This is a genomic window from Flavobacterium eburneipallidum (assembly GCF_027111355.2).
GTDB lineage: Bacteria > Bacteroidota > Bacteroidia > Flavobacteriales > Flavobacteriaceae > Flavobacterium > Flavobacterium eburneipallidum.
Map to the genome: position 1 here is coordinate 300,307 of NZ_CP114291.2, position 23,939 is coordinate 324,245.

24 protein-coding genes are annotated in these 23,939 nt (G+C 34.0%); 5 read left to right on the forward strand and 19 right to left on the reverse strand.

The window, feature by feature from the left end:
* Window positions 1-38 precede the first annotated feature (38 nt).
* From OZP15_RS01125 to OZP15_RS01200, 16 genes are all read right to left on the reverse strand, one after another.
* On the reverse strand, window positions 39-1,649 hold the full coding sequence (locus tag OZP15_RS01125) for a T9SS type A sorting domain-containing protein (RefSeq protein WP_281336776.1): 1,611 nt from the start codon (window positions 1,647-1,649) through the stop codon (window positions 39-41).
* Window positions 1,650-1,799: 150 nt separating this feature from the next.
* A complete protein-coding gene (locus tag OZP15_RS01130; RefSeq protein WP_281336777.1) occupies window positions 1,800-4,820 on the reverse strand; it encodes a TonB-dependent receptor in 3,021 nt (1,006 codons plus the stop codon).
* Between the two features lie 352 nt (window positions 4,821-5,172).
* Window positions 5,173-5,493 carry a heavy metal-binding domain-containing protein gene (locus tag OZP15_RS01135; protein ID WP_269226682.1) on the reverse strand — a complete coding sequence of 107 codons (321 nt, stop codon included), beginning with the start codon at window positions 5,491-5,493 and terminating at the stop codon, window positions 5,173-5,175.
* 24 nt (window positions 5,494-5,517) lie between these two features.
* Entirely contained in the window at window positions 5,518-5,862 is a 345-nt protein-coding gene (locus tag OZP15_RS01140) for a heavy metal-binding domain-containing protein (RefSeq protein WP_269226683.1), read from the reverse strand.
* Window positions 5,863-5,980: 118 nt separating this feature from the next.
* On the reverse strand, window positions 5,981-6,841 hold the full coding sequence (gene atpG, locus OZP15_RS01145) for an ATP synthase F1 subunit gamma (protein ID WP_269226684.1): 861 nt from the start codon (window positions 6,839-6,841) through the stop codon (window positions 5,981-5,983).
* Window positions 6,842-6,913: 72 nt separating this feature from the next.
* Complete coding sequence (atpA, locus tag OZP15_RS01150; protein WP_269226685.1) at window positions 6,914-8,491, reverse strand: F0F1 ATP synthase subunit alpha; 1,578 nt, start codon at window positions 8,489-8,491, stop codon at window positions 6,914-6,916.
* Between the two features lie 16 nt (window positions 8,492-8,507).
* Entirely contained in the window at window positions 8,508-9,044 is a 537-nt protein-coding gene (atpH, locus tag OZP15_RS01155) for an ATP synthase F1 subunit delta (RefSeq protein WP_269226686.1), read from the reverse strand.
* A 1-nt stretch (window position 9,045) separates the two neighbouring features.
* Window positions 9,046-9,546, reverse strand: a complete 501-nt coding sequence (locus OZP15_RS01160) for a F0F1 ATP synthase subunit B (RefSeq protein WP_269226687.1) — start codon at window positions 9,544-9,546, stop codon at window positions 9,046-9,048.
* Window positions 9,547-9,672: 126 nt separating this feature from the next.
* Window positions 9,673-9,864: an ATP synthase F0 subunit C gene (gene atpE / locus OZP15_RS01165; RefSeq protein WP_269226688.1), complete on the reverse strand. Its 192-nt coding sequence runs from the start codon at window positions 9,862-9,864 to the stop codon at window positions 9,673-9,675.
* 105 nt (window positions 9,865-9,969) lie between these two features.
* Complete coding sequence (atpB, locus tag OZP15_RS01170) at window positions 9,970-11,124, reverse strand: F0F1 ATP synthase subunit A (RefSeq protein ID WP_281336778.1); 1,155 nt, start codon at window positions 11,122-11,124, stop codon at window positions 9,970-9,972.
* A 116-nt stretch (window positions 11,125-11,240) separates the two neighbouring features.
* Window positions 11,241-11,639 (reverse strand): hypothetical protein, encoded by a 399-nt coding sequence (locus OZP15_RS01175; protein WP_269226690.1) that lies wholly within the window; start codon window positions 11,637-11,639, stop codon window positions 11,241-11,243.
* Window positions 11,640-11,646: 7 nt separating this feature from the next.
* The gene (locus OZP15_RS01180; protein ID WP_269226691.1) at window positions 11,647-11,880 is read right to left on the reverse strand and encodes an AtpZ/AtpI family protein; all 234 of its coding nucleotides are present in this window, start codon (window positions 11,878-11,880) and stop codon (window positions 11,647-11,649) included.
* Entirely contained in the window at window positions 11,846-12,253 is a 408-nt protein-coding gene (locus OZP15_RS01185) for a bactofilin family protein (protein WP_269226692.1), read from the reverse strand. The genes OZP15_RS01180 and OZP15_RS01185 overlap by 35 nt, the downstream gene beginning before the upstream one ends.
* Before the next feature lie 3 nt (window positions 12,254-12,256).
* On the reverse strand, window positions 12,257-15,004 hold the full coding sequence (gene porW / locus OZP15_RS01190) for a type IX secretion system periplasmic lipoprotein PorW/SprE (RefSeq protein WP_281336779.1): 2,748 nt from the start codon (window positions 15,002-15,004) through the stop codon (window positions 12,257-12,259).
* An 86-nt stretch (window positions 15,005-15,090) separates the two neighbouring features.
* A complete protein-coding gene (locus OZP15_RS01195) occupies window positions 15,091-15,786 on the reverse strand; it encodes an ABC transporter ATP-binding protein (RefSeq protein ID WP_269226693.1) in 696 nt (231 codons plus the stop codon).
* A 47-nt stretch (window positions 15,787-15,833) separates the two neighbouring features.
* A complete protein-coding gene (locus OZP15_RS01200) occupies window positions 15,834-17,303 on the reverse strand; it encodes a DUF5687 family protein (RefSeq protein WP_281336780.1) in 1,470 nt (489 codons plus the stop codon).
* A gap of 123 nt (window positions 17,304-17,426) precedes the next feature.
* On the opposite strand from OZP15_RS01200, the gene OZP15_RS01205 reads away from it, so the two are divergent.
* The 5 genes from OZP15_RS01205 (at window position 17,427) to OZP15_RS01225 (ending at window position 20,931) form a co-directional block, all read left to right on the forward strand.
* Complete coding sequence (locus OZP15_RS01205; protein ID WP_269226694.1) at window positions 17,427-18,479, forward strand: ferredoxin--NADP reductase; 1,053 nt, start codon at window positions 17,427-17,429, stop codon at window positions 18,477-18,479.
* A gap of 168 nt (window positions 18,480-18,647) precedes the next feature.
* A complete protein-coding gene (locus OZP15_RS01210) occupies window positions 18,648-19,304 on the forward strand; it encodes a hypothetical protein (RefSeq protein ID WP_281336781.1) in 657 nt (218 codons plus the stop codon).
* Between the two features lie 91 nt (window positions 19,305-19,395).
* The gene (locus tag OZP15_RS01215; RefSeq protein ID WP_269226696.1) at window positions 19,396-19,533 is read left to right on the forward strand and encodes a hypothetical protein; all 138 of its coding nucleotides are present in this window, start codon (window positions 19,396-19,398) and stop codon (window positions 19,531-19,533) included.
* Window positions 19,526-20,593 (forward strand): Fic family protein, encoded by a 1,068-nt coding sequence (locus OZP15_RS01220; protein ID WP_281336782.1) that lies wholly within the window; start codon window positions 19,526-19,528, stop codon window positions 20,591-20,593. The genes OZP15_RS01215 and OZP15_RS01220 overlap by 8 nt, the downstream gene beginning before the upstream one ends.
* Before the next feature lie 29 nt (window positions 20,594-20,622).
* Window positions 20,623-20,931 (forward strand): hypothetical protein, encoded by a 309-nt coding sequence (locus tag OZP15_RS01225; RefSeq protein ID WP_269226699.1) that lies wholly within the window; start codon window positions 20,623-20,625, stop codon window positions 20,929-20,931.
* Window positions 20,932-21,102: 171 nt separating this feature from the next.
* Here the strand turns inward: OZP15_RS01225 and OZP15_RS01230 are convergent, their stop codons facing one another.
* From OZP15_RS01230 to OZP15_RS01240, 3 genes are all read right to left on the reverse strand, one after another.
* Window positions 21,103-21,717 (reverse strand): response regulator transcription factor, encoded by a 615-nt coding sequence (locus OZP15_RS01230; RefSeq protein WP_281336783.1) that lies wholly within the window; start codon window positions 21,715-21,717, stop codon window positions 21,103-21,105.
* On the reverse strand, window positions 21,714-23,426 hold the full coding sequence (locus tag OZP15_RS01235) for a sensor histidine kinase (RefSeq protein ID WP_281336784.1): 1,713 nt from the start codon (window positions 23,424-23,426) through the stop codon (window positions 21,714-21,716). Before OZP15_RS01235 ends, OZP15_RS01230 begins: the two co-directional genes overlap by 4 nt.
* An 85-nt stretch (window positions 23,427-23,511) precedes the next feature.
* Window positions 23,512-23,892 carry a hypothetical protein gene (locus OZP15_RS01240; protein WP_281336785.1) on the reverse strand — a complete coding sequence of 127 codons (381 nt, stop codon included), beginning with the start codon at window positions 23,890-23,892 and terminating at the stop codon, window positions 23,512-23,514.
* Window positions 23,893-23,939 lie beyond the last annotated feature (47 nt).

Genomic DNA, 23,939 nt, shown 5'->3' on the forward strand with positions numbered 1-23,939 from the left:
CAAATTGCGGGACTCTATTTATACTTGGAAAAAAAGTATTAGTTTTTGATCACTTTGATTGCTTTAGTAACATTAGCTTGTTTCACTACAAGGATGTAAACTCCAGCGTTAAAATCGTTACCAACTACTTGGTTGTTGATGTCTTCGAATTTCACATTACGAGATTCAACTAATTTACCAGTTAAGTCATAAGCAGCTACATTTACATCATCATTGCTAGAAGAAATATAGTTGATTTTGAAACTTTCAGCAGATGGGTTTGGATAAACTGTCAAAGAGAATTCAGCGTCAGAAACAAATGACTCATTTGAAAGTGTAGAGAAATCAGCACCAGTTAAAGCTGCAGACCCAGTTGCTGGTCTGTAATCCAATCCTGTGTAAACACTTCCGTCTGCATTGTAAGGCATAGTCAATAATCCTGCGCTTGCCGTTTGGCTAGTATTATTACCATTAGCAAACCAAGTAGCTACATCATAAGTAGTTGGAGAAGCAGCTACAACCACTTTAGCTGCTGCTGTACCAGCAATAATATTACTTCTAAATTTCAAAGTATTATTTGTTGCATTAGTTTGAGTTGTTGCTCCATCTAAAACTACACCATCTAAAAAATCCATGAAAATAGAATTCCAAATTTGAATTTGAGTGTTTCTTCTTATGTGAGCTCCTCTTCTGTGTCTATCTGCTAAAGTTCCTCCGTTTGGTAAAGTAGCTCTATATGTTGGCCCCACTAATGTAAAGTTAGAAAAAATTGCAGATGTAAATTTAGTACCAGCTGTACTTGTTGAATTGTTGTCTGATTCAAAACAGTTTGAATCTGAAATATCTGCAATCGCTGGTTCTTTAACAGCTAAACCAAATTGAACTTTTCCGCTAAATCCATTATCTGCATCAAAATCATCATCAAGACCTCTGTAGGCTACTAGGTGAGAACAATTTACTGCACCACCAAACCATTCGAAAGAGTCATCATTAGCATAAGAAACCTGAACAAAATCTATCGTTGTTCCACTACCTACTGCACCCATTGTTAAACCATTAATCTCTTGGTTTGTTCCGTAGTTGTAACCAGCAAATTCTATTCTTACATATTTTAAAGTACCTGAGCTATCCGTATCATCTGGTGCTGAACCTCCACCAAATTCTGTATCAGCAGTTGGTGTAATCCCTTCAATGTTATTAACTCCACTATTAATATTGTAAGCTCCTTTACCCATTAAAATAACACCACCCCAGTCTCCTCTACTTCTAGATCCTGCAGCAAAACCTGATGTAAACACAATTGGACTAGCAGCAGTTCCTTCGGCAATTACTTTTGCTCCTTTTGTAACAAACAATCCTGAACCTGGAGCCGTACTACGAATAATTACCCCTGGCTGAATGGTAAGTGTAGCATTATTTTTTACATAAATTTGCCCTCCTAAAGCATATACATTTCCTGTTGTCCATGTTGTATTAGTAGTAATATTAGCAGATACTGTTTGTGTTACAGCAGGATAAACTTTATTTTGAGGATCAAACTCTGTCCATGAATCAGTCCACATTGCAGCTGGAGCTGGAGCAAAAGCACCTCTGTAAGATGTGGTTGTGATTTGAGAAAACCCAGTAAATGTTGCTAATAGTAGCATCGAGAATAAGTAAATTTTTTTCATAGTTGTTGTTTTTAAATCTACAGCAATATTAGAGCCTGAGTGTAAATTGAGTGTAACCAAACCGTTATTTAAACACTAGCTTTATGTTAGCTAAATATTAAGAGCCTGTTTGTTTTCAAACAGGCTCTTAAGAATAATTAAAGTTATTTATTAAAAATTGTAAGTCGCAGTAAAAGAAAATGTAGGTCCAAATTTAGTGATCCAAGTCTGATCATCTATCTCTTTATCATATCCATTTATATTTTGAGAATCACCTGTAAATATTGAATTGGTCAAAGCTCTAAATCCTTTAACTTCTTTACCCGTTAACTCAAAATTGTTTTGGTAAAAAATCAAGTCTTGCGCTAAAACATTTTGGATATTCAATTTCAATTCAATTTTGCTTTTGAATAAGTTTTTAGCTATTTGAAAATCCAAAATTGTTCGTGCTTTTTCCCAATAAGCTGGTGTAGCATTACTAGCGGTTTGATTTCCGTGAATAGTGATTCTATCCCCAATCCTATTCATATTGGCAGATAATGACCATCCTGCATCAATGTTAGAATATTGCAATCCTGCATTAAAAACATAAGGCGATTGTCCCTGCATTGGCGAATCAACTGTTACACCTGAATTTATTAAGTTAGAAATATCTACTTTAGAACGGATTACAGCCAAATTAGAGAAAAGGGTTAAATCATCTAAAATTTTAGTTTCTTTAGTTCCAAGAACTGAACTTAACATTGTTCTAAATTCAAGTTCTACACCATAATTCTTTCCTGATTTGGCATTTTCATATCTATTTGAATTATTTGCCCTTGCTTGTAATTCGATTGGATTTTTAAAATCTTTATAAAAGGCTGATAACGAGAAAATTTGTGATTTTCCAGGAAAAAATTCATATCGTAAATCGAAATTAATAATTTCTGTGATTTTAAGATCTGGATTTCCCGAGGTATTGAATCTAGTCTCATTATCAAAGAATAAAAAAGGCGCTAGTTCTCTAAACTCTGGTCGGTTCAAAGTTTTAGAACCACTCAATCTAATATTTTGAGTTTTATTAAGCTTGTATATAAAATTGACAGATGGCAAAATGTCTAATTGTGAATCATCCACAAGAATTGGATCACCAATATCTGATTTTGAAGTCAAATGTTGTGAATAATTTTCTAAACGCGCTCCCCATACCACTCTTAATTTGTGGAAAACATTATCAATCATCAAATAACCAGCATTTAGATTGGCTTCTGCATCATAATAATCACTCCCTTTTGTGCCTTCATAAAGCGTTAAACCACTAGATCTAGGTGAAGTTGACGATAAAATACCCATATTAGCAGTATTGAATATCGTAGCGTTTGGTAATGCTGCAATAGTTGGTAAAAAAGTGTTTGTTCCGTATCTAAATCCGTCCACAGTACCACTAAAAATAACGTAACCCAATTGTCGAGCCTGAAATTCTCTCTTACGGCTTTGTGTAATTCCACCCACTTTTATATCAGCAGAAAATTCATCAGAAAAATTTACTTTTTTACTCACATCAAACTTTGCACTATAAATAGATTCATTGTTTGTAGATGTAAAAATAGAACCCGGATAATCTGTCCCTACATTATTACCAACAAACGGTGCTCTCGGTTCGGTTTGAGATCCATCTAAAAATTGTCTATACTCATAGGTATTTCTTCTTTCGCTTGGAATCTCTCTATTAACATTACTGTAAGATCCAACCCAATTGATTTTGATTTTACTTTCAGGCAAGAAATGTTCGCCTATGAATTGCCCAGTATAAATATTATTTTTAGAAAAAAATCGATTTGTAGAAGTGGTAATGGTTGGTTCAGGTTCTACTACTTTAGTTCCGCTTCTGTCGGTAAATCTAGTTTCAGTAGTGCGGCTGTATAAATTTTTAAAACTCAACTTATTGTTTGAATTGATTTTAAACGAAAAATTAAGAATCGCACCTGTCAATCGTTGTGTACTGTAACTCTCATCCGAAAAATCTTCTTGAAGCACACCAGGTACTTCATAAAATTTTCTATTGCTTTCAGCATACACATTAGATACATTATTGGTTAACGATGCTAATAAACTTAAACTTTGTTCTCCTTTGAATTTGAAATAACGCCCAAGTGAAAGCTGAAAACTAGTGTTTGGACTAAATTTATCTTCACTTACACCCCAATCGGTCTGGTAATTTTTGGCTAATTCAGCTACTTGCTGAATATTACCTGTCATTGGATTTTGCAAAGCAATCAATTCTGCCGAACTAGGAAAAGAAGAAGGTAATCCTACTTTAGCATCATTAGCAACTAGTTTAGATTTACCTGTTGTAATCGCATTATATCCTGCTCCTATCGATACGGATTGAAAATTTTTATCCGGTGCCATTTTAGTATTGATATCAATAACTCCACCTGCAAATTCTCCCGGTAAATCTGGCGAAGCGGTTTTGTATATCACTAAATTATCTAACATATTCGAAGGAAAAATATCAAACGAAAATGCTTTTCTATCTGGCTCTGTACTTGGTAACGGTGAGCCATTCAAATAAGTAGTGTTATAACGGTCATTCAAACCACGAATAATAACGAATTTATTGTTTTGAATACTCGCGCCACTAATACGTTTCAAAACGTCTGATGCAGTTCTATCTGGTGTCTTTTTGATGCTTTCGGCAGAAATACCATCTGATACCCTAACACTATTTTTTTGAACCGTTAAAAGTGATTGAACCGATTCCACTTTAGCTTTTACCGTTCTAATAACAACCTCGTTTAAAACATTGTTTTTTTCGGATAAGGAAACCGTTAAAGTAGTAGCCTCTCCTTTTACGACTTCTACTTCAGAAATAATTTTGGTTTCAAAAGAAAACATAGAAAATTCCAAGTTGTATTTTCCTGGCTCCATTTTTCTGAAGCTAAAACGCCCTTCGGCATCAGAAGTAGTTCCTAAAGGTGTTCCGACTACCATAATATTAACTCCTGGCAAAGGTTTTCCAGTAGCTTCTTCTATCACGGTTCCTTTAATAATTGATGATTCGTCGGCAACTACTGTCCCAGTAGCTGTTCCCGAGGACTTCGTAACAGTATTAGAATAAACCATTCCGTCTGCCAATTCTAACCCTGTAGTATTTTGAGCAATTGCAGCAGAAACAAAAAATAATGAGCTAATAAAGTAAGTTAATTTCATTGAAATAGTGTTGATTAAAAATCGCTTTAATATTTCGACAAAAGTACTTGGAACAGGAATTCTGAATGTTAAATAGAGATTAACAAATTTTTTTAAAAAGTAGAGTACGTTAATTTATTGTTAGGTAAACGATAATTATTATGAACTTTATACTCAACTTAAATTTTGTGTAAAATTTACAAACAAAAAAAAGTCCCGCAAATTGCGGGACTCTTAAATATATTTAAATAAAAATTATTATCCTTTCAAAGCTTCTGCTCCACCAACGATCTCCAGGATTTCGTTAGTAATGGCAAGTTGACAGACTTTGTTGTAGAAGAATTATAATTTTTAAAAGGATTGCAATTTAAATTTACTTAAACTTAACTGCAACCCCACTAATTCCTGTTGCTTGACTTACACTAGAAATTTTATCAAGATTGATTTCAATTATAGCATCTGCACCTAATTCAGCTGCTTTCTTTTTTAATGCTTTTAGTGATTGTTTTTCACTTGCGGCAAAAACCGCTACACTACCAATTACCTCATACTGCTTTTCGGGTGTTCTTGAATAAATTAATATACTATTCTCCTCTGTTTTTGGATATGTTTTACCTCCAGTTTGAACATAATGAGTTTTTATACTACAACTTGCAAAAGCAAATAAAATTGATAAATAAAGAATATTTTTCATTTTGATTTTTTAATAAAATTAGAATTAGTTGTATTTTACTGCTGTACCTGTAGCCTTTATACCATTAGACCAATACCCCATAGCAATGGAAAGTCGCATGTCAATTATTGCATCTGCACCCAAAAGCGAAGCTTGTTGTTTTAATAACTTTACTGCTACTTCTGCATTTTGACCAGCATCAGCACAAGAAACAACTTGACCAATAACTTTATAGGTCTTTACAGTTGTTTTTGTTGAATAAACTTCAACATTATCTGCGTTTGTAGGAACTAAATCAGAACCTTTATAATCATCTGTTTTAATTTTTGATACAGTCGAACAACTCGATACAATTGTAACTAGACTTATTAAAATTATTAATTTTTTCATTATTGTTTAAGAAATTAAATGTTGCTAAAAATAGATTTATATACTATCGCTATAATGCTAAAAAAGCCAACAAATCTGCTGGCTTTTTTTAATTTCCCTAATTGGGATTGTTATATTATTATCCTTTCAAAGCTTCTGCTCCACCAACAATCTCAAGAATTTCGTTAGTAATGGCGGCCTGACGGGCTTTGTTATAAGTTAATTTCAATTGATCTCTCAATTCTTTGGCGTTGTCTGTTGCTTTGTGCATAGCAGTCATACGTGCCCCGTGTTCAGAAGCATAAGAATCTCTGATTCCTTTGTATAATTGTGTTTTCAATGATTTAGGAATCAAAGTCAAGACAATTTCTTCTTTAGATGGTTCAAAAATATAATCACCACCAGAAGCTGGTGCATCTGATTGTATTGGTGCTAAAGGCAAAAATTGTTCTACTTGAACGATTTGTGTAGCAGCATTTTTAAACTGATTGTAAATCAATTCAATTCTATCATACTCTCCAGTCAAGAATTTTTCAGTTAAACTTTCAGCTATTCCAGCAACATTATCAAAAGTCAAATTGTCAAAAATTGTATTGTGATGACCGTGAACTTTGTGCGTTTTGGCTAAAACATCATGACCTTTTTTACCAATAGCAAAAATATCAACTTGTTTTCCAGCATAAAATTCTGAACGGTTTTTAGCTTCCTTGATTATATTAGAATTGAATGCACCACACAAACCTCTATTAGAAGTAATCGCTACAATCAAAACTTTCTTAACCTCACGTTGTGTTGTGAATTCTCCTCCAACATCTCCATCAAGAGTTGCGGAAAGGTTTTGCAATAATTCCGTCAATTTTTCGGCATAAGGTCGCATCGCTGTTATGGCATCTTGAGCCTTTTTTAGCTTTGCTGCAGAAACCATTTTCATCGCAGAAGTAATCTGCATCGTTGATGAAACGGAAGTAATTCTATTACGGATTTCCTTTAAATTTGCCATTGTAAATAGTTGTAAGTTTTATGTTGTAAGTTATAAGTTTTGAAACCTACAACTTACAACCTAGAACAAATATTAGTTATATTTCGCTGAAACTTCTTTAGCTGCTGCTTCCAAAACGTCTGTGATTTCGTCAGTCAGTTTACCTGCTTTCAAAGCATCAAGAGTTGGTCTGTTTTTGTTGTTCAAGTATTCCAAGAAATCTTTTTCGAATTCTTTTACTTTAGCAACTGGTACTTTTCTCAACAAGTTTTTAGAACCTGCATAGATGATAGCGGTTTGGTTTTCAACTGTATAAGGGTCATTTAAACCTTGTTTCAAGATTTCAACGTTTCTTTTTCCTTTTTCAATTACGTTCAAAGTAACTGCATCCAAATCAGAACCAAATTTAGCAAACGCTTCTAATTCACGGTATTGCGCTTGGTCTAATTTTAAAGTACCTGATACTTTTTTCATTGATTTAATTTGAGCATTACCTCCAACACGAGATACAGAAATACCTACGTTAATTGCTGGACGAACCCCTGAATTAAACAAATCTCCATCCAAGAAAATCTGACCATCAGTGATCGAAATTACGTTAGTTGGGATATAAGCAGAAACGTCACCAGCTTGAGTTTCGATAATTGGCAGCGCCGTCAAAGAACCACCACCTTTTACGATACCTTTTAATGAATCTGGCAAATCGTTCATATCTTTAGCAATACTGTCATCAGCAATTACTTTACAAGCTCTTTCTAATAAACGAGAGTGTAAGTAGAAAACGTCTCCAGGATATGCCTCACGTCCCGGTGGTCTTCTTAATAAAAGAGAAACCTCACGGTAAGCAACAGCTTGTTTAGATAAATCATCATAAACAATCAAAGCTGGACGACCAGAATCTCTGAAATATTCTCCAATTGCAGCACCTGCCATAGGAGCATATACTTGCATAGGAGCTGGATCAGAAGCATTAGCTGCAACAATAACTGTATAAGCCATTGCACCTTTTTCTTCTAACATTTTTGCGATTCCTGCTACCGTTGACGCTTTTTGTCCAATGGCAACATATATACAGAATACAGGTTTTCCTGCATCGTAAAATTCTTTTTGATTTAAGATAGTATCGATACAAACAGTTGATTTACCTGTTTGACGGTCACCAATAACTAGCTCACGTTGTCCACGACCTACCGGGATCATTGCATCAACTGCTTTGATACCTGTTTGTAATGGCTCGGTAACTGGCTGACGGAAGATAACTCCAGGAGCTTTTCTTTCTAATGGCATTTCGAATAATTCACCACCGATTGGTCCTTTACCATCAATTGGTTGACCTAAAGTGTTTACTACACGTCCTACCATTCCTTCTCCTGTTTTAAGAGAAGCAATACGTTGTGTTCTTTTTACAGTTGAACCTTCTTTGATTCCTGTTGATGGTCCTAAAAGTACCACACCAACATTGTCTTCTTCAAGGTTCAATACAATCGCCTCAAGACCATTGTCAAATTCTACAAGCTCACCGTATTGAACATTAGAAAGTCCGTAAACACGAGCAATTCCATCTCCAACTTGAAGTACAGAACCTACTTCTTCTAATGTAGCACCAGATTCAAAACCTTCTACTTGCTTTCTTAATATTGCTGAAATTTCAGCAGGGTTAATTTCCGCCATAATTATTTATAAATAACTAGTTACTTAATTCTCTCTTTAATACTTGTAATCTGTTGGCAATAGAAGCATTGTATTGCTTATCGCCTATTCTTAAAATAAATCCTCCAATGATAGCAGGATCTACTATATTTTCAATCGTAATTTTTTTGCTTGAAGAAATGCTTGCAATTTTAGCCGAAACTTTCGCTTCTAAAGCGGCATCCATTGGAACGGCTGTAGTAACTTTTGCTACCTCAACTCCATTTTGAATATCAAATAATTTGCTGTATTCTACTGCAATGCTATCCAAGATTTCAAATCTTTTGTTTTCCAATAGCAACTGAAAAATGCTTTTGGTTACCGGATTAACAGAAGCGAAAACTTCTGAAACAACATCCTTTTTAGCATCCACAGTCACAAGCGGATTGTGGATAAAAGAACTCAATTCTGAATTTGCTTTTATTGTTGATGCAATTAATGCCATATCAGCACTCACTTGTGAAGTAGCATTTTTTGAATCTGCTATTTCTAAAATGGCTTTTGCATAACGAATTGCTGCTCTTGTACTTGACATATTAGTTTAATTTAGCATCACCCAACATTTTTTCCACTAATTTTACTTGAGCTTCTTTGTTAGATAATTCGTCTTTTAATAATTTCTCCGCAATTTGAAGTGACAAAGTAGAAACTTGAAGTTTCAATTCAGCCAAAGCTCCATTTTTCTCGCTTTCGATAGCAGCTTTAGCTTGTTCGATCAATTTTTGACCTTGAGCTTCGGCTTCTGTTTTTGCATCAGCAATCATTTTCTCTTTCATTTCGCGTGCATCTTTCAACAAAGCATCACGTTCTGCTCTTGCTTCTTGCAAAATACGTTGGTTATCAGCTTGAAGATTCAACATCTCTTTTCTAGCGTTGTCAGCAGATTCTAAAGCATTTTTGATACCTTGCTCTCTGTCATTTACTGCATCAAGGATTGGTTTCCAAGCGAATTTTTTCAACAAGAATATTAATCCAACAAATATTAATACTTGCCAGAAGAACAAACCTAACTCAAACTGATTTATTAACTTTTCCATTTTTATAAATTGTATTTAAATTGTATTTTAAAAAATAAAATTTAATCTGTTTAATATCATTTTCAACATTTAATTAAAACGATAGTTACAACCAACCGTTGCAACTATCATTTTTTTTAGTTTTAATTAAGATGCGAATAACGCAGCAAAACCAATACCTTCAATAAGTGCAGCTGCAATAAGCATTGCAGTTTGGATTTTTCCAGAAGCTTCTGGTTGACGAGCGATAGCGTCCATTGCTGAACCACCGATTCTACCAATTCCTAAAGCTGCTCCAATAACGATCATTCCTGCTCCTACGATTTGTGGAATTTCCATAATATATATAAATTAAAAATTAAACATTCAATTTCAATTTTAGAGTGTAGATTTTAGAATGTAGATTTAAAAAAATCTGAAATCTGAAATCCAAAATCTAAATTTTTAGTGATGAGCTTCCTCATGGTGATGCTCTTCTACTGCCGAACCAAAGTACAACGCAGACAACATCGTGAATATATACGCTTGTAAAAACGCAACTAATATTTCAAGAATAGAAAGTGCAAATGACAAACCAAATGACAAAGTACTTCCGATCCAACTTTTGAAAATAAACATCAATCCAATGATACTCATCAATACAATATGTCCTGCGAAAATATTAGCATACAAACGAATCATTAATGAAAATGGTTTGATAATTACTCCTAATAATTCAATTGGAGCTAAAACGATTCTCATCACTTTCGGCACACCTGGCATCCAAAAAATGTGACCCCAATAATTTCTATTAGCCGTAAGATTGGTAATTAAAAAAGTAAGGATGGCTAATGAAAAAGTAATAGTAAGATTTCCTGTTACGTTAATACCAAAAGGCATTAAACCAAAAATATTCAAGAACAATACAAAGAAAAAGATAGTCAATAAATAACTCATGTATTTCTTATAATGTTTTTCGCCAATATTTGGAATGGCAATTTCGTCACGAACATACAAAACTAATGGTTCAAAAATACGGGCAGCACCAGAGGCAATTCCATTATTTTTAGCATACGATTTAGCTAAAGCTGTAAAGATTAAAAACATCAAAATAGCAGCAATGATGATAGACACAACTGATTTTGTAATCGATAAATCTAGTGGACGTTCGTTTTCTGGAAAACCAGTTGCTTCATTTTCAGTAATAGTACCAGCAGCATCTGTTTTGTAAATTTTACCGTCGTGGTGGTTTATTTTGTAGAAGTTACCGTTTGATTCGGCTACATCATGACCGTGGTTGAATTTTGAAGAAGAAAAAATTTGGAAACCATTATCCCAAATAATGATTGGCAATGGAAAACCGTAGTGTGCTCCAGTTTCGTCATCTTGGAAAAAAGAAAATTCATGAGAATCTAAAACGTGGTGATTGATGAAACCTTTAATTTTAGATTTTATATCTGTAGGTTCAGCGTGTGCTCCTTCGTGTCCAGCTGCTTCTTTGTGAGCTACTTCTGTATGGGTAGTGTGTGTTTCAGCTACAGGATTTGCTGTACTGATTAAAGGAAGGAAGGCTACTAAAATTGCTACTAAAAATCGAAGTGGTTTGTTTGAAATCACCATAACAGTTGAATATCTTAATTTTTAATTTCTGAAATTTGGTGCAAAGGTACATTTTAAATTAATAACTAAAAGCAATAAATAACTTTTTTTGGCAGAATTGTTGTTTTAAAGCCAAATCACTGCTTATTATTTAATATTCTGCCAGTTACAAATGTTTCTATTGCTAAAAATAAGGCAAAAATAATAAAAAAATTAGCCTTTTCTATTTTCATATTGATGTTTCCGGAATGTATAATGGGCGATAAAACGGCATAAGACAAAGCCATTTTTACAAAAGTTACCAACATAAATGTATAACCTACATAGTCTATATTTTTACTTTTGACCTTGATAAGAATAAGCAGAATAATTAGTGAACAAACGAAGAAAAAACCATCCACAACTTCAATTGGAAAATGAAAATTTTGGAATTTTGGATTGTTTTCATTCCAAATAAAAAACAATTTATGCCCCAAATAAACTACAATCGAAAGAAAGAAAACCTCAAGAATAGGTCGATATTTTTTTAAATTCATTTTAATTTTAGGATGATTTATTAATGTCTTTCAGTTGACGATTCAGATTGTAAAAAGCTAATGCAACGCCTACCAAAACTAGGATTTTAACATAAACATCGTGCTTATTTGGATATTTCTCATCCAACCAATCGCCCAAATACGCAAACAAAAAAATAATCACTCCCATTTGAATAGGAATATTAATAAAGGCGAGCCATTTATTATTATTTTGTTTCTTCGGGTCTTGATTCTCCGTCATTAGTTGGATTGGTTTTAGAATTGGTTTTCATTTTACAAGAAGCACTAAAATCAGCTCCAGGTTCTACCGACAATTTACCGCAAATTACTTCGCCATAAATGCTGGCTTTGCTTTTTATATTCAGTACTTCGGCTACTTTAATTTTGCCGTTAAACTTGCCTTCGATATCGGCATTTTTGCAAATAATATCGCCCGTAACGCTTCCGGCTGGACCAATAACAATTTTGCCTTTCGTTTGAAAATTTCCAGTCAATTCGCCGTCCAATCTAAAATCAGCTTGCGAAATGATATCACCATTAATGATGGTTCCTTCCACAATCCTGTTGGTTTTTCCCAGAAGATCAGTATACGATTTTGCTTTTTTATCAAACATAATTTACTGTTTTGGAGGCGAACTCGGTTTTGGAGCTGGAGGCATCATTCCTGCTGGAGCTACTGATTTTGTTGCAGGAGGAACTACTGTTGAAGGAGCCGTTGTTTGAACAGGAACTGCAACTGGTTTTGGTGAATTCAAATAAACATCTAAATTTTTCTTGATTTGAACCACTTTGTAATTTTCGCTTGAAATGACTATCAACGGATCGATGATTTTATACTTTTTATCGTTTCGCATCAGGTTGATCATGTAGGCAGCATTACTTTCGGATTTGAGTCCGTGAATGGTGATAAAACTTTCTTTTTCTGTGTAAAAATCATACGAATACGTTAGCCTTTGATAGTTTTCGTTGGCGATGAATTTCTTGATTTTTTCTTCTAATTCTTTTGTTTTTTTATCGTCAATTTTACCAACGCTAAAGAGTATTTTCCAATTTTTGCTTTCAGCAGTACTGAAATTTATTTTCTCTAATGATGGAATTTGATCGGTCAAAATTTCTACGGCTTTTTTGCCTTCGTCACTTGTTGGATAATTATCGGCTACGTATTGCATCGCATTTTTGTAGGCTTCTACCCCTTTTAATTTTCCAAGTAAATTGGCTTTTAACAATTCAAATTTTGGAACAATTTCATCTCCCGAATACTGAAGAATCAAACCATCTAATTTGGCTAACAGCCCATCAAATTGCTCGTCTTCATACACTTTATAATACTGGTCATACACATCTTCGGGAGCATCTTTCGAGGCTACAGCATTAGTATTATTGATAATTTGCGCATAGCGAGAATCAGGATATTGGCTCGAAATGCGGGCTTTCATCTCTTCTGCTTTGGCAGGATTTATAATTTGGTATATTTTATAGAGGTTGTACATCGATGGAAGCACCAATTTTTCCTCTGGTTTATTCGCTAATAATTGCTCTAGTTTTTGGCTAGCCAACTGATATTCTTTGAATTTTTCCTTATAAATAAGCCCTAACTGATAGTAAGCAAAATCACGTTTTTTTACAATTTCGTCAATCTCGGTTTGCTCTTTCGGAATTTGATCCAAGTAAAAAGCAGTAGTATATTGTTCTACTTCTTTAACCTCTCCTGGCTTGGCTGTAGCGGTAGTATCGCTTGCAATATCATTGGTGTCCGTATTTTTATTCGTACTCAATCGCCAATTGCCTCCTAGGGTTCTATTGCCCCATTTTTTCTTAAATTCTGTTTTACCAAAAGCCACAGTTGTCGGATTATAAAAATAAAACACACTCGACGTTGAACTAGCATTGCTCATGGACGGAGGAGTCATAGAAGATTTTTTGGCTGGTGTTCCAGGGGTATTAGGAATTGGATCGTCGGAACTATTGATGTTGTTTAAATCAACGTTAGCTAGTTTTTGCTGTTGTTTTTCTTCCAAAATTCGTTTAGCTTCATCCGATTTTTTTAATTTTTCGATGTGTTTTTCAAAATACAAAATTCGGTCTGTAGGCGAAAGCGCTACTAATCTCAAAATACTGTCATTTTCTTTGGCTACAGCCTCATATTCGATTACCTCATCCAAATCTTTTCGCACTTTTTTGATGTGAATGTATTCTCTGGTTTTAGGTTCCATTTTGACCAATGTGCTGTCATAATATTTGGCAGCTATAGCATAATCGGTATTTCTAAAGTGCATATCGCCTAAATTTCTATAATCAGAAGCGACTAAATAAGAGTCTTGCGATTTGGCTTTTAGGGAAGCGTTATAAAATTCCATTGCCAATTCTTGATTGTCTTGTTTGTCATAAAAAACACCCATTTCATAATAAATAACATCCAGAAAAGGACGGTTTTCTCGATCGGCAATTAGTTTGTTAAAGGTTTTTACAAAAGCTTCTTTATCATCATTTTGATAATCAAACAATTCCGATTTTTTAGCATAAGCCTGAATTACATAGCGTCTATCAGCTTTTCTATTCATATCAATTACCGACTCATAGCTGTAAATCGCACTGTCTTTTTTGCCTAACTCTTGATACAATTGCCCGAGAATAAAACGGTATCTGGCTCTTTCTGAATTGACTTTGGTTAATTTTTCGGCGATTTTTAATTTAGCAACCGCACTGTCTTTTTCTTCCATGTTCAAAAAAGATTGTGCTAACAGTGCATTGGCATCGGCAACGACTTGTTTTTTGAAATTTTTGGCTTTTTTGAATTTATCTGCTTCCTTTTTGTCTTCCAAAAGTTTGCTGATATTTTTAATCACTTGCGCATCATTTCCCAAACGCATATTGGCTTTTTCTCTCCAAATTTTGGCTTGATAAATCTTGTCGCTCGAAGGGTATTTGTATAAAATATAATTAAATGCGTCCAAAGCGGGAATAAATCTTTGGTCGTAATACCTTGCTTTTCCTAGAAGTAAGTAAGCTTCGTCTATTTGATAATTTTTTTCTTGCCCGCCAATGTTCATCGAATGTTTCTGAATGGCTTTCGTCGCTTTGGCTTCGGCTAGTTCAAAATTGGCATTTTTGGGTTTTGCTGCTCCATTATCATCCACAATTTCCATTCTTTCGACAGGCAATCGCTTCCAAAAATTTTCTTTGATGTTTGCATTTACATCTTTGATTCCTTTGTCCATCCCAATTTGACCGTTGTATAAAATATTATCTCTGGTACTTAATGCGTGGGAATTTCTAGCCAAAAAAGTATCTTTCTTGGTAGAACAGGCTATCAATAAAATTAAGAATGCTATGAAAAAGGTGAGTTTGAGTATCTTGGTTTTCAATGGGAAACGGTTTATCATTTAACTTCTAAAAGTACATTTTAGTATAATGACTGGTAAAAATACGTTTCTTTTTGAAATATGGAAATTTATACCGCAAAAAACGCTTCCAATTCCTGCAAGGTTTCGGTAGAGGTTTGAATGTCTTTCACAATTTCTCCTTTATTCAGTGCCACAATTCTATCGCAAACTTCTACTGTATGTACTAAATCATGACTGGAAACCAAAACCGTAATTTCAGGATTTTGAGCTAATTCTTTGATTATTTTTTTCAAACGGCTAACGGTTGTGGGATCCAAATTAGCAAATGGTTCATCTAAAATTACCACTTCGGGATTGCCAATTAGCGTGGCAATAATCCCGACTTTCTTCTGATTTCCTTTGGATAAATCTCGCAAGTATTTTTTGTTTTTTAGGATTTCGCCATTAAAAAATTCTTCGTGTTTGGCTAACAAAACATCAATATCGGCTTTGTTCTGACCACGCAAATCGCCAATAAAATAGAAGTATTCTTCGGGAGTGAGATAACCAATCAGGAAACTTTCATCCAGAAAAGATGCTGTAAAAGATTTCCAGTTTTCGCTGGTATTTACGGCAACACCATTGTTGATAATTTGTCCCGTTGTGGGTTGAATTAAATCCAATATCAAACTAAAAAAAGTGGTTTTTCCTGCACCGTTGTTTCCCACCAATCCAAAACTTTGTCCTTTTGGAATTTCTAAATTATCTATTTTTAAAACGGTAGTTCCGTTGTATGATTTCGAAAGGTTTTGTACGTGTATCATTTTTTACATTTTAATGCAGAGATGTTGCAATGCAACGTCTTTACGAATTACGATTTTTGTTTATATGCGGCTATGGTGGCGTATTTTTCGGTTTTATATATTTTTTCAATCATAGAAAAAGCTTTGTTTTTAAAGGCAAATCCCAATATGCCCAACGAGGCTACTAACGCCAGTCCAACATTGGCATTGGCAAAACTAGCACCAATCGAATACACTAAAACAGGCAAAGCCAATTGCGGAATGGATATCAACATGGTCTTAAAATTATAAGCTTTTTTGTCGCCAAAAGCCCCTTTTCCAGAATCTAAATCAATTGGCGTTTTAGTAAATGCGCCGCCCAATAAAACCAAATGCGAATTGACTCCAATGTTGTAAATCGCTCCCACAACAATGGTCATATAAACTTGCCAACCAAAATAAATATAGAACGAAGCAAGAATTGTCGATACAATGGTCGCAATTACCATTAACCACCATTTAGAACTCAAATAGCCTTTGTAAGGAATGTTCTGCGTCATCATTAATTGATAATAAGCACTGTCCCAACTCGGCACAAATTGCCCGAAGGTGATAAGAAATCCACCCGAAACAAAAATTCCTGCAAAAATGTGCATCGTTGGATTGTTGTACGCTTCAATTCCATTGGTAAAAAAAAGCAATCCATAAAAAAGAAACATCACACTCATACCCACCGTAGTTTTGGATCTTTTGTTTCTTTTAATCAATTTGATGTCGTTTTTTAAGAAGGTACCGATGGTTCCAAATTGATTCAGCCACACCAAATTCTCGGTTTTTGCAATATCGTGTTTGCTAGAAAGTCCTGCGTCGAGATACAAATCGTTTTTAAAATAATGAAAACTGTAGCGATACAAACCTATCAAAACCAAAACGGGTAAAATGAAAGCCCAATAGGTATTGAAAAGCGCCTCAAAAAATGGAGCCGTATAAGTGGTGATGTCAAAAAAACCATAGTATTGTAATCCGCCAAAAACAGCTGCGATTCCAAGAAAAATAGTAAAAAGATAATCCTTATTGTTCAATATAATATTCAAGAAATTATTGATGTAAATCAAAGACAACATAGCGGTATGCCAGAGAAGTACCGACAACACATCATAGCCTTCGTAAATTAAAACAATACTGAAAGGAAGAAAGAAAAACCAATGACCCAAATTGAAAAAAGAAAAAACCGTTTTACCCAGCGAAAAATGAACAATTGTATCTTTTTTTATCGGAAAAACCAATAACGGACGAATGTTCAGCACTGGTATTTTCTGGAACAACAATCGAATGATTATATCCATTAGAAAATAATAAATCATGAATTTATTGATAGTCACAATGGGATCTAACTTGAATTTTTCAAGGACGTAAAACAAGCCGATTCCCAATGCCAAAAAAACCAACGTAAAATACACCGCCAGAAAACCCATCAGTATTTTTATAGCCAAATTGGCTCCAAAAGAGGCCGATCGTAAAAAAGCTTTCCATTCAAGATAAAGGAATTTTTGAATCATAATTTTAGCATTTGATTTTTATTGGTTGCTAAATGTAAGGAAACGTTACAAAAAATTTAAACTTCTAAACGCATAACTTCTATATTTTTATTGGTTTACTATCTTTGCATAAAAAATAATACAATGCCATTATTCAAAAAACTCAATATAAAAGAAGTAAAACGCGAGACCAAAGACGCCGTTTCGATACTTTTTAATATTCCCGAAGAATTCAAATCACATTATAATTTCGTTGCGGGACAATATGTTAATTTAAGATTAACGCTAGACGGACAAGAAATTCGTCGTGCCTATTCTATTGCTTCGTCACCAGAAAGTGGTGAATTGCGTATTGCCGTAAAAGCAGTAACAAACGGAGCGTTTTCGCAATTTGCCAACACCAAACTCAAAGCAGGTGACACTCTTGAAGTAGGAAAACCAGAAGGAAAATTCACTTTTGAACCCGATAGTCACCAACAAAAAAACTACGCTGCCTTTGTAGCAGGAAGCGGAATTACACCAGCAATTTCTATTTTGAAATCGGTTTTGAAAAGCGAACCGCAAAGTTCTTTTGTGTTGGTTTACGGCAATAAATCGCCTGAAGAAACTATTTTTCATCAAGAATTACACGATTTGCACCTGCAATATACCGGACGATTGTTTGTGCATTATGCCTACAGCCGAACCCAAGCCGAAGGTGAATTGTTTGGAAGAATCGATAAGTCAGTCGTGAATTTTGTATTGAATAACAAACACAAAGAACTGGAATTCGACAAATTCTATTTGTGCGGTCCCGAAGAAATGATCAATACGGTTTCTAAAGTTTTGAAAGAACACAACATCAGCGATTCGGCTATTAAATTTGAATTGTTCTCTACTTCTACCGTAGAAAACGCCATCGAAAAATCGCTCGAAGGACACACCAAAGTGACCATGACGGTGGACGATGAGGAAGCAACTTTCGAAATGTCGCAAAAACAAACTTTGCTCGAAGCTGCTCTAAAACACGGAATCGACGCTCCCTATTCTTGCCAAGGCGGAATTTGCAGCAGCTGTCTGGCTCGAGTAAAATCAGGGACTGCCGAAATGAAGAAAAACTCCATCCTAACCGATAAAGAAATCGCCGATGGTTTGATTCTTACTTGCCAAGCGCATCCTACTTCCGCTGAAATTGTGGTGGATTTTGATGATGTATAAACTAATTTTAGATTTTAGAATGTAGATTTTAGATTCATCCTAATGATAACGAAAACTTCTCTGAAAAGGGAAGTTTTTTTGTTTTGAGAAGATTGGTTTTAATATAAAGTCTATTTGATATTTTGTAAGAAAAAATTAATATATTTGAAAACAAATAAATACTGACGTTTGTCAGACAAAGCGACCCAATTTTGGGTAGATAAGTCGGATTTTGTCAGACCTATTTACAAGTTAGCGGAAACCCTAAAAAAACGAAATGGAAAAGCAAAAAATGAAACAGTTGAAACCGAAAAAGCTTCAACAGAACAAATCTTTTTTGCTGAAAAGACTTTAGAGATTTTAAGTTCAAATATTGAGAGTTTTGGTTTTGAACGAACTAAAACTAAAATTGAAAAATACTTCACGGAAATTATTTACAAAAAAGACAAACGATATATAAAAATTAGTGGCTCAACTTATCCAACAGATTATCCATATTGTTATAACATAATTTTTGGTGAAGGCGATTCCGAAAATTTTCCTGAAACTGATTGGAACTCAATTGCGTTGTGGAAATTAAAAAAATTTATTGAGCCAAATTCTGTAGCGAAAGAATATGAATTCCCATTTAACGAAAAAGTAAAGTTCAGTCTTGAAAATGCAAATGTTGAGTTATTAAAATTTGGAATAACATTTTTAAATGGAGAAATGGAAAAGTTTTACGAGGTAAGAAAAGAACAAAATGCGAATAGAGAACCTTATAAAATTCATTCAAAAGACGAAAATGGAAATTATAAAACGGAATATGAAAAAGAAAGTATGATGTTAAAACAAAAATTTAGTTAAAAGGGCTATCCGCTAACAATCCCTTTGATGCTATTTAACTTGAAATCCCAATAATTGAAATTGATTTTTGAAATTGAAATTGCCATTGATTATGAAATCCACCCGAGAAATATTCAAAACCAACCCTTCCCTACTAGAAAAACCCGAAGTAGCCAATCTTTTGGAGTATTGCGAACAATTGCAGGACGAAATCGTAGAGTTTAAATTCCAAAAGACCAACAATGGATAATTTTGAAGAATATTTACGTCAAGGCGAACCAAACAAAGCTGAAAAAGCAAAAGTTTGGAAAACTGCTATCGGCTTGCAACAAGTTGATGGACTAAAACCGTCTAACTATCTTATAAGCATTGCTAAACAAAACATTGATGGGGATATTACCATTGAAGAAGTAAAACAACGTATTGATAGTTATTACATACAACATCCTGTAAAAAATGACTCCAATAACAATCAGGATAGAACTGAAGAAGCCGATAAAGTTTCGGCACGCATTGCAGAAATGTTGGGCGAAAAAACATTTACCTTTTCGCCTGCAGAATATCTTAGCATTCATCGCAGATTGTTTCAAGGAATTTACAGTTTCGCAGGGAAAATTCGGGATTACAATATCACAAAACAAGAATGGATTTTAAATGGAGAAACCGTTTTATATGCAAGTGCCGAGAGTTTAGAAGCTACGTTTGAATACGATATTGAACAAGAAAAAAAATTTAGTTTCAAAGGTTTAAGTCAGCAGGAAATTATAGCGCATTTAGCCCAGTTTATTTCCTACCTGTGGCAAATTCACACTTTTGGAGAAGGCAATACAAGAACAACAGCCATTTTTTTAATAAAATATCTACGCAAATTGGGTTTTAAAGAAGCAAACAACGATTTGTTTGCCGAGCATTCATGGTATTTCCGAAATGCGTTGGTGCGAGCCAATTACGAAGATGTATCAAAAGGCATTCATAAAACAGATAAATATATTATTCGCTTTCTTTCTAATTTACTTCTGAAAGAAAACCATTCGCTAAAAAACCGAGAAATGCACATTCATTACATTAAACCTGTAAATGAACCTGTAAAAATGCCAAATGACACTGTAAAATTAAAATTTGACACTGTAAGTGACACTGTATTTAACTTGATAAAGCAAAATAACCAAATAACAGCTACTGAAATCAGCGAACGTTTGAAGATGAGTTTAAGCACTGTAAAACGAAAAATAAAAGAGCTTAAAGAACAAGAAAAAATAGAACGCAGCGGAAGCGACAAAACGGGCTCTTGGAAAATTATTGAACAATAAAGCCCAAATAACTAAAAACTATTTTTATCATGAAATCCACCCGAGAAATATTCAAAACCAACCCTTCCCTACTAGAAAAACCCGAAGTAGCCAATCTTTTGGAGTATTGCGAACAATTGCAGGATGAAATCGTAGAGTTTAAATTTCAGAAAACCAACAACAAAGAATTGGCCATGCTCGATATGCTCAAAGAAGTAATCAAGGGCTGCAATGCCATCGAAAAAGAACAAATGGAACACGAACGTTTTGGTTTTGAAGCTCCCGATTATCAAGAAATCATTTCTAATATGAAACGTTATATTATAAAACGTTGCGATGATGAGAAGATCTATTTGTAAGTCGTAAATATTTTTAATTCAAACTCGCCTTGAACAATCCTGAACTTTTTTCTGTATTTCTCTTTGAAAAAGTTGTTAAAAAAACAAAGCCGACTCTGGTTAAAATTGGTTTTATTTTAAATATTTAGAATCTTTAAAATACATCGCAACTAATTACTATAAAAAAGCAATTTAAAAATCATACTTCCGCTCTACAGCAAACCGAATCAAATCGGTTTTTCCGTAAAGGTTCATTTTTTTGAGGATGTTTTTGCGATGCGTATCTACGGTGCTTTTGCTAATAAAAAGAACATCAGCAATTTCGTGGGATGTTTTTCCTTCGCCTATGAGTCGCAGAATTTCTTTCTCTCGGGTGCTTAACAGAATGATTTCTTTACTGGATTGGTCTTTAGATACAATAATGGAATCGTCAAAAAAAGTTTCGTTGTTGGCAACGGCTCTAATGGCTTGGATGACTTTCTTGAGGGGCGAATTTTTCATAATATAACCCGATGCTCCTGCTTTTTTCATTTGTTGCACGGCTTCTTGTTGGTCAAACATACTAAAGGCTATTACTTTTATCTCCGGAAATGCGTCTTTAATGGCTATTGTGGCACAAATTCCATCGCATTTTGGCATTCTTATGTCGGTGATAACGACTTGCGGACGTTTGTTTTTGACAATTTGTATGAGTTCTTCGCCATCATTGGCTTCGCCTATTACGGTAATGTCGGTTTCCATTTCTAACGAAAGTTTGATGCCGTCTATTAGGGCTTGATGATCTTCGGCGATGATTACTGTTATCATAAAGGGAGGTCTATAATGATGGAAGTTCCTTTGGTTACAATAGAATCGATGGTAAATGTTCCGCCCATTTGTTCTACTTTTTTGGCCATATTTTTGAGTCCGATTCCGGATTTAGTCTCTATCGTTTTGGGGTCGAATCCCTTGCCGTTGTCTTCGATAATAATGTTGATCTCGGTAGGTGTTCCTTGGGTCAAATAAATATTCACTTCGGTGGCTTCAGAATGTTTGATGATGTTGGTACACAATTCCTGAATCATTCGAAAGAGCATTACTTCGATGGTATTGTCTAATCGCTGGGTAAGACCAAACGGAATGACGTTTATTTTTAGTTTTTCTAAAACGCTCATTTTCTCTGCCATTTTGTTGACCGCTACTAGTAGTCCTTCGCTACCAATCACTCCAAGGTTTTTCAGATGGGCAATGTTGCGTACTTTTTGGTAAGCTTCCTCTAGCAAAGCATCTGTTTTGTCATAGAGTTTGTTTTCTTGTTGGTCTAAAGCCTCTTTTTGGCGTTTTAGGTTTTGGAAATTCAGTTTTAAGGTAGCGAGCATACTGCCCAAATTGTCGTGCAATTCGTTGGCTATGTTTTGGCGTTCTTTTTCCTGACTTTCCAGCATTAGATCTATATCGTTCAGCTCTTGGTCTTTGAGTTGTTTTTCGAGTTTTTGTATGCCAATAAGCTGATCTTGCTCGGCAATTCGTTTCTTTTTGCTAATGTTCTTGTAGCCCAAAACAGCGATCACAACAACAACAATTAACACTATGAGGATAAGATATAAGATAATTTTATTGGTTTTAATGTGTGTTTTTAATTGTAAATTTTCAAGTTCTTTTTCTTGTGTTTTGTATTTGGTGTCTAATTCATTAATCACCTTGTTTTGTTCTTCCGTATTTAAAGAATCGTGGTATTTATTAGCTATTTCTAGATGGAATAAGGCTTTGTTGGTATTTCCTGCGTCTTTGTAGTTTAGATAGATGAAGTTATTTATGTTCTCTTTAGTTTCTTTTTTATGCTCTATTAATTTTATTGTATCGGCTTGATACAATATGTCAATTGCCTTTTGATATTGTTGCAAATGACGATAATTTGAAGCTTGATTTACTAAATTATAACAGATATAGTTCGGATTAGACCTTTTTTCCTTCTGTAAATGAATATAGTCTTTTTTGAGATAAAATAAGCTAGAGTCTGGCATATCTAACACATCACCATAAAGTACCGCAAGATTATTATTTATTTTACTTTCTAATTTTTTATCCTTTACTTTTTTATTTAAGTATATGGCTTTCCTAAAATAAGACAGACTTTCTTGGGCTTCTTTTTTATTGATTTTTAAAGAGGCTATTTGAACATATCCTTTTAGAATTTTAGCTTGATTTTTTGTTGCAATAGCATAATTCATGTATTCTTTGAGATAGGATTTATGCTTTTGTTTGTTACCTTTAAAATCACGAATAATAAAAGCAATATCCAAATTAACATCCATTGCTTTTGCTAAAGCATTAGCTTTTTGGTATTGTATTTTAGCTAATAAATAATTTTTAATGGCTTTTTCGTAGTTGTTTTCTTTATAATAACTTTTTGCAATAATTGAATAATAATAGCCCTGATCTTCTAATGAAAAATTAGTAATATTCATTTTAAAAAGCTTCTTCAAAGCTTCTTTAGAATCTCCATTATCTAGAGTAGAATCTATGGATTGTAACATTTTATTTTGCCCAAAGCAAATGCTCACTATAAAAAATAAAGTGAGCAAAAAACTAAAGGTTTTGGGTGATATGTTTTGCATTAATTTAAGGACGAATAATTCCAGTTCCAGCTACATTTGGTTCAATTGATTTTACGTGAGCTTCATTAAAAATTTCTTCTGGCTTACCAGGTAAATCATCCGCATTATGATGAATCAATGCTACTCTTGTCTCTTTAGCAAAGTCAAAACTGTCAAATTCTTTTGTGTTTAATTCAATTATAAATGATTCTAAATTATTATCCGTTACCACTAATGGTGGTGTTGAAAAATCTTTAAGATGAATTACAATTTTGTTCTCTTTTGCGTCAGAAATATTGTAAATATTAAAGATGTTGTATGCGTTTTTTTTTGGTATTGGTAAGTATACAGCGATTACCGCTTTTTTTCCCTCTACTAAAACCCCTTTTAAATCGTAAACTTTCATATTTTTTGTTTTTAAAATTTATACTATTCAAATCTAGGGATTTATGA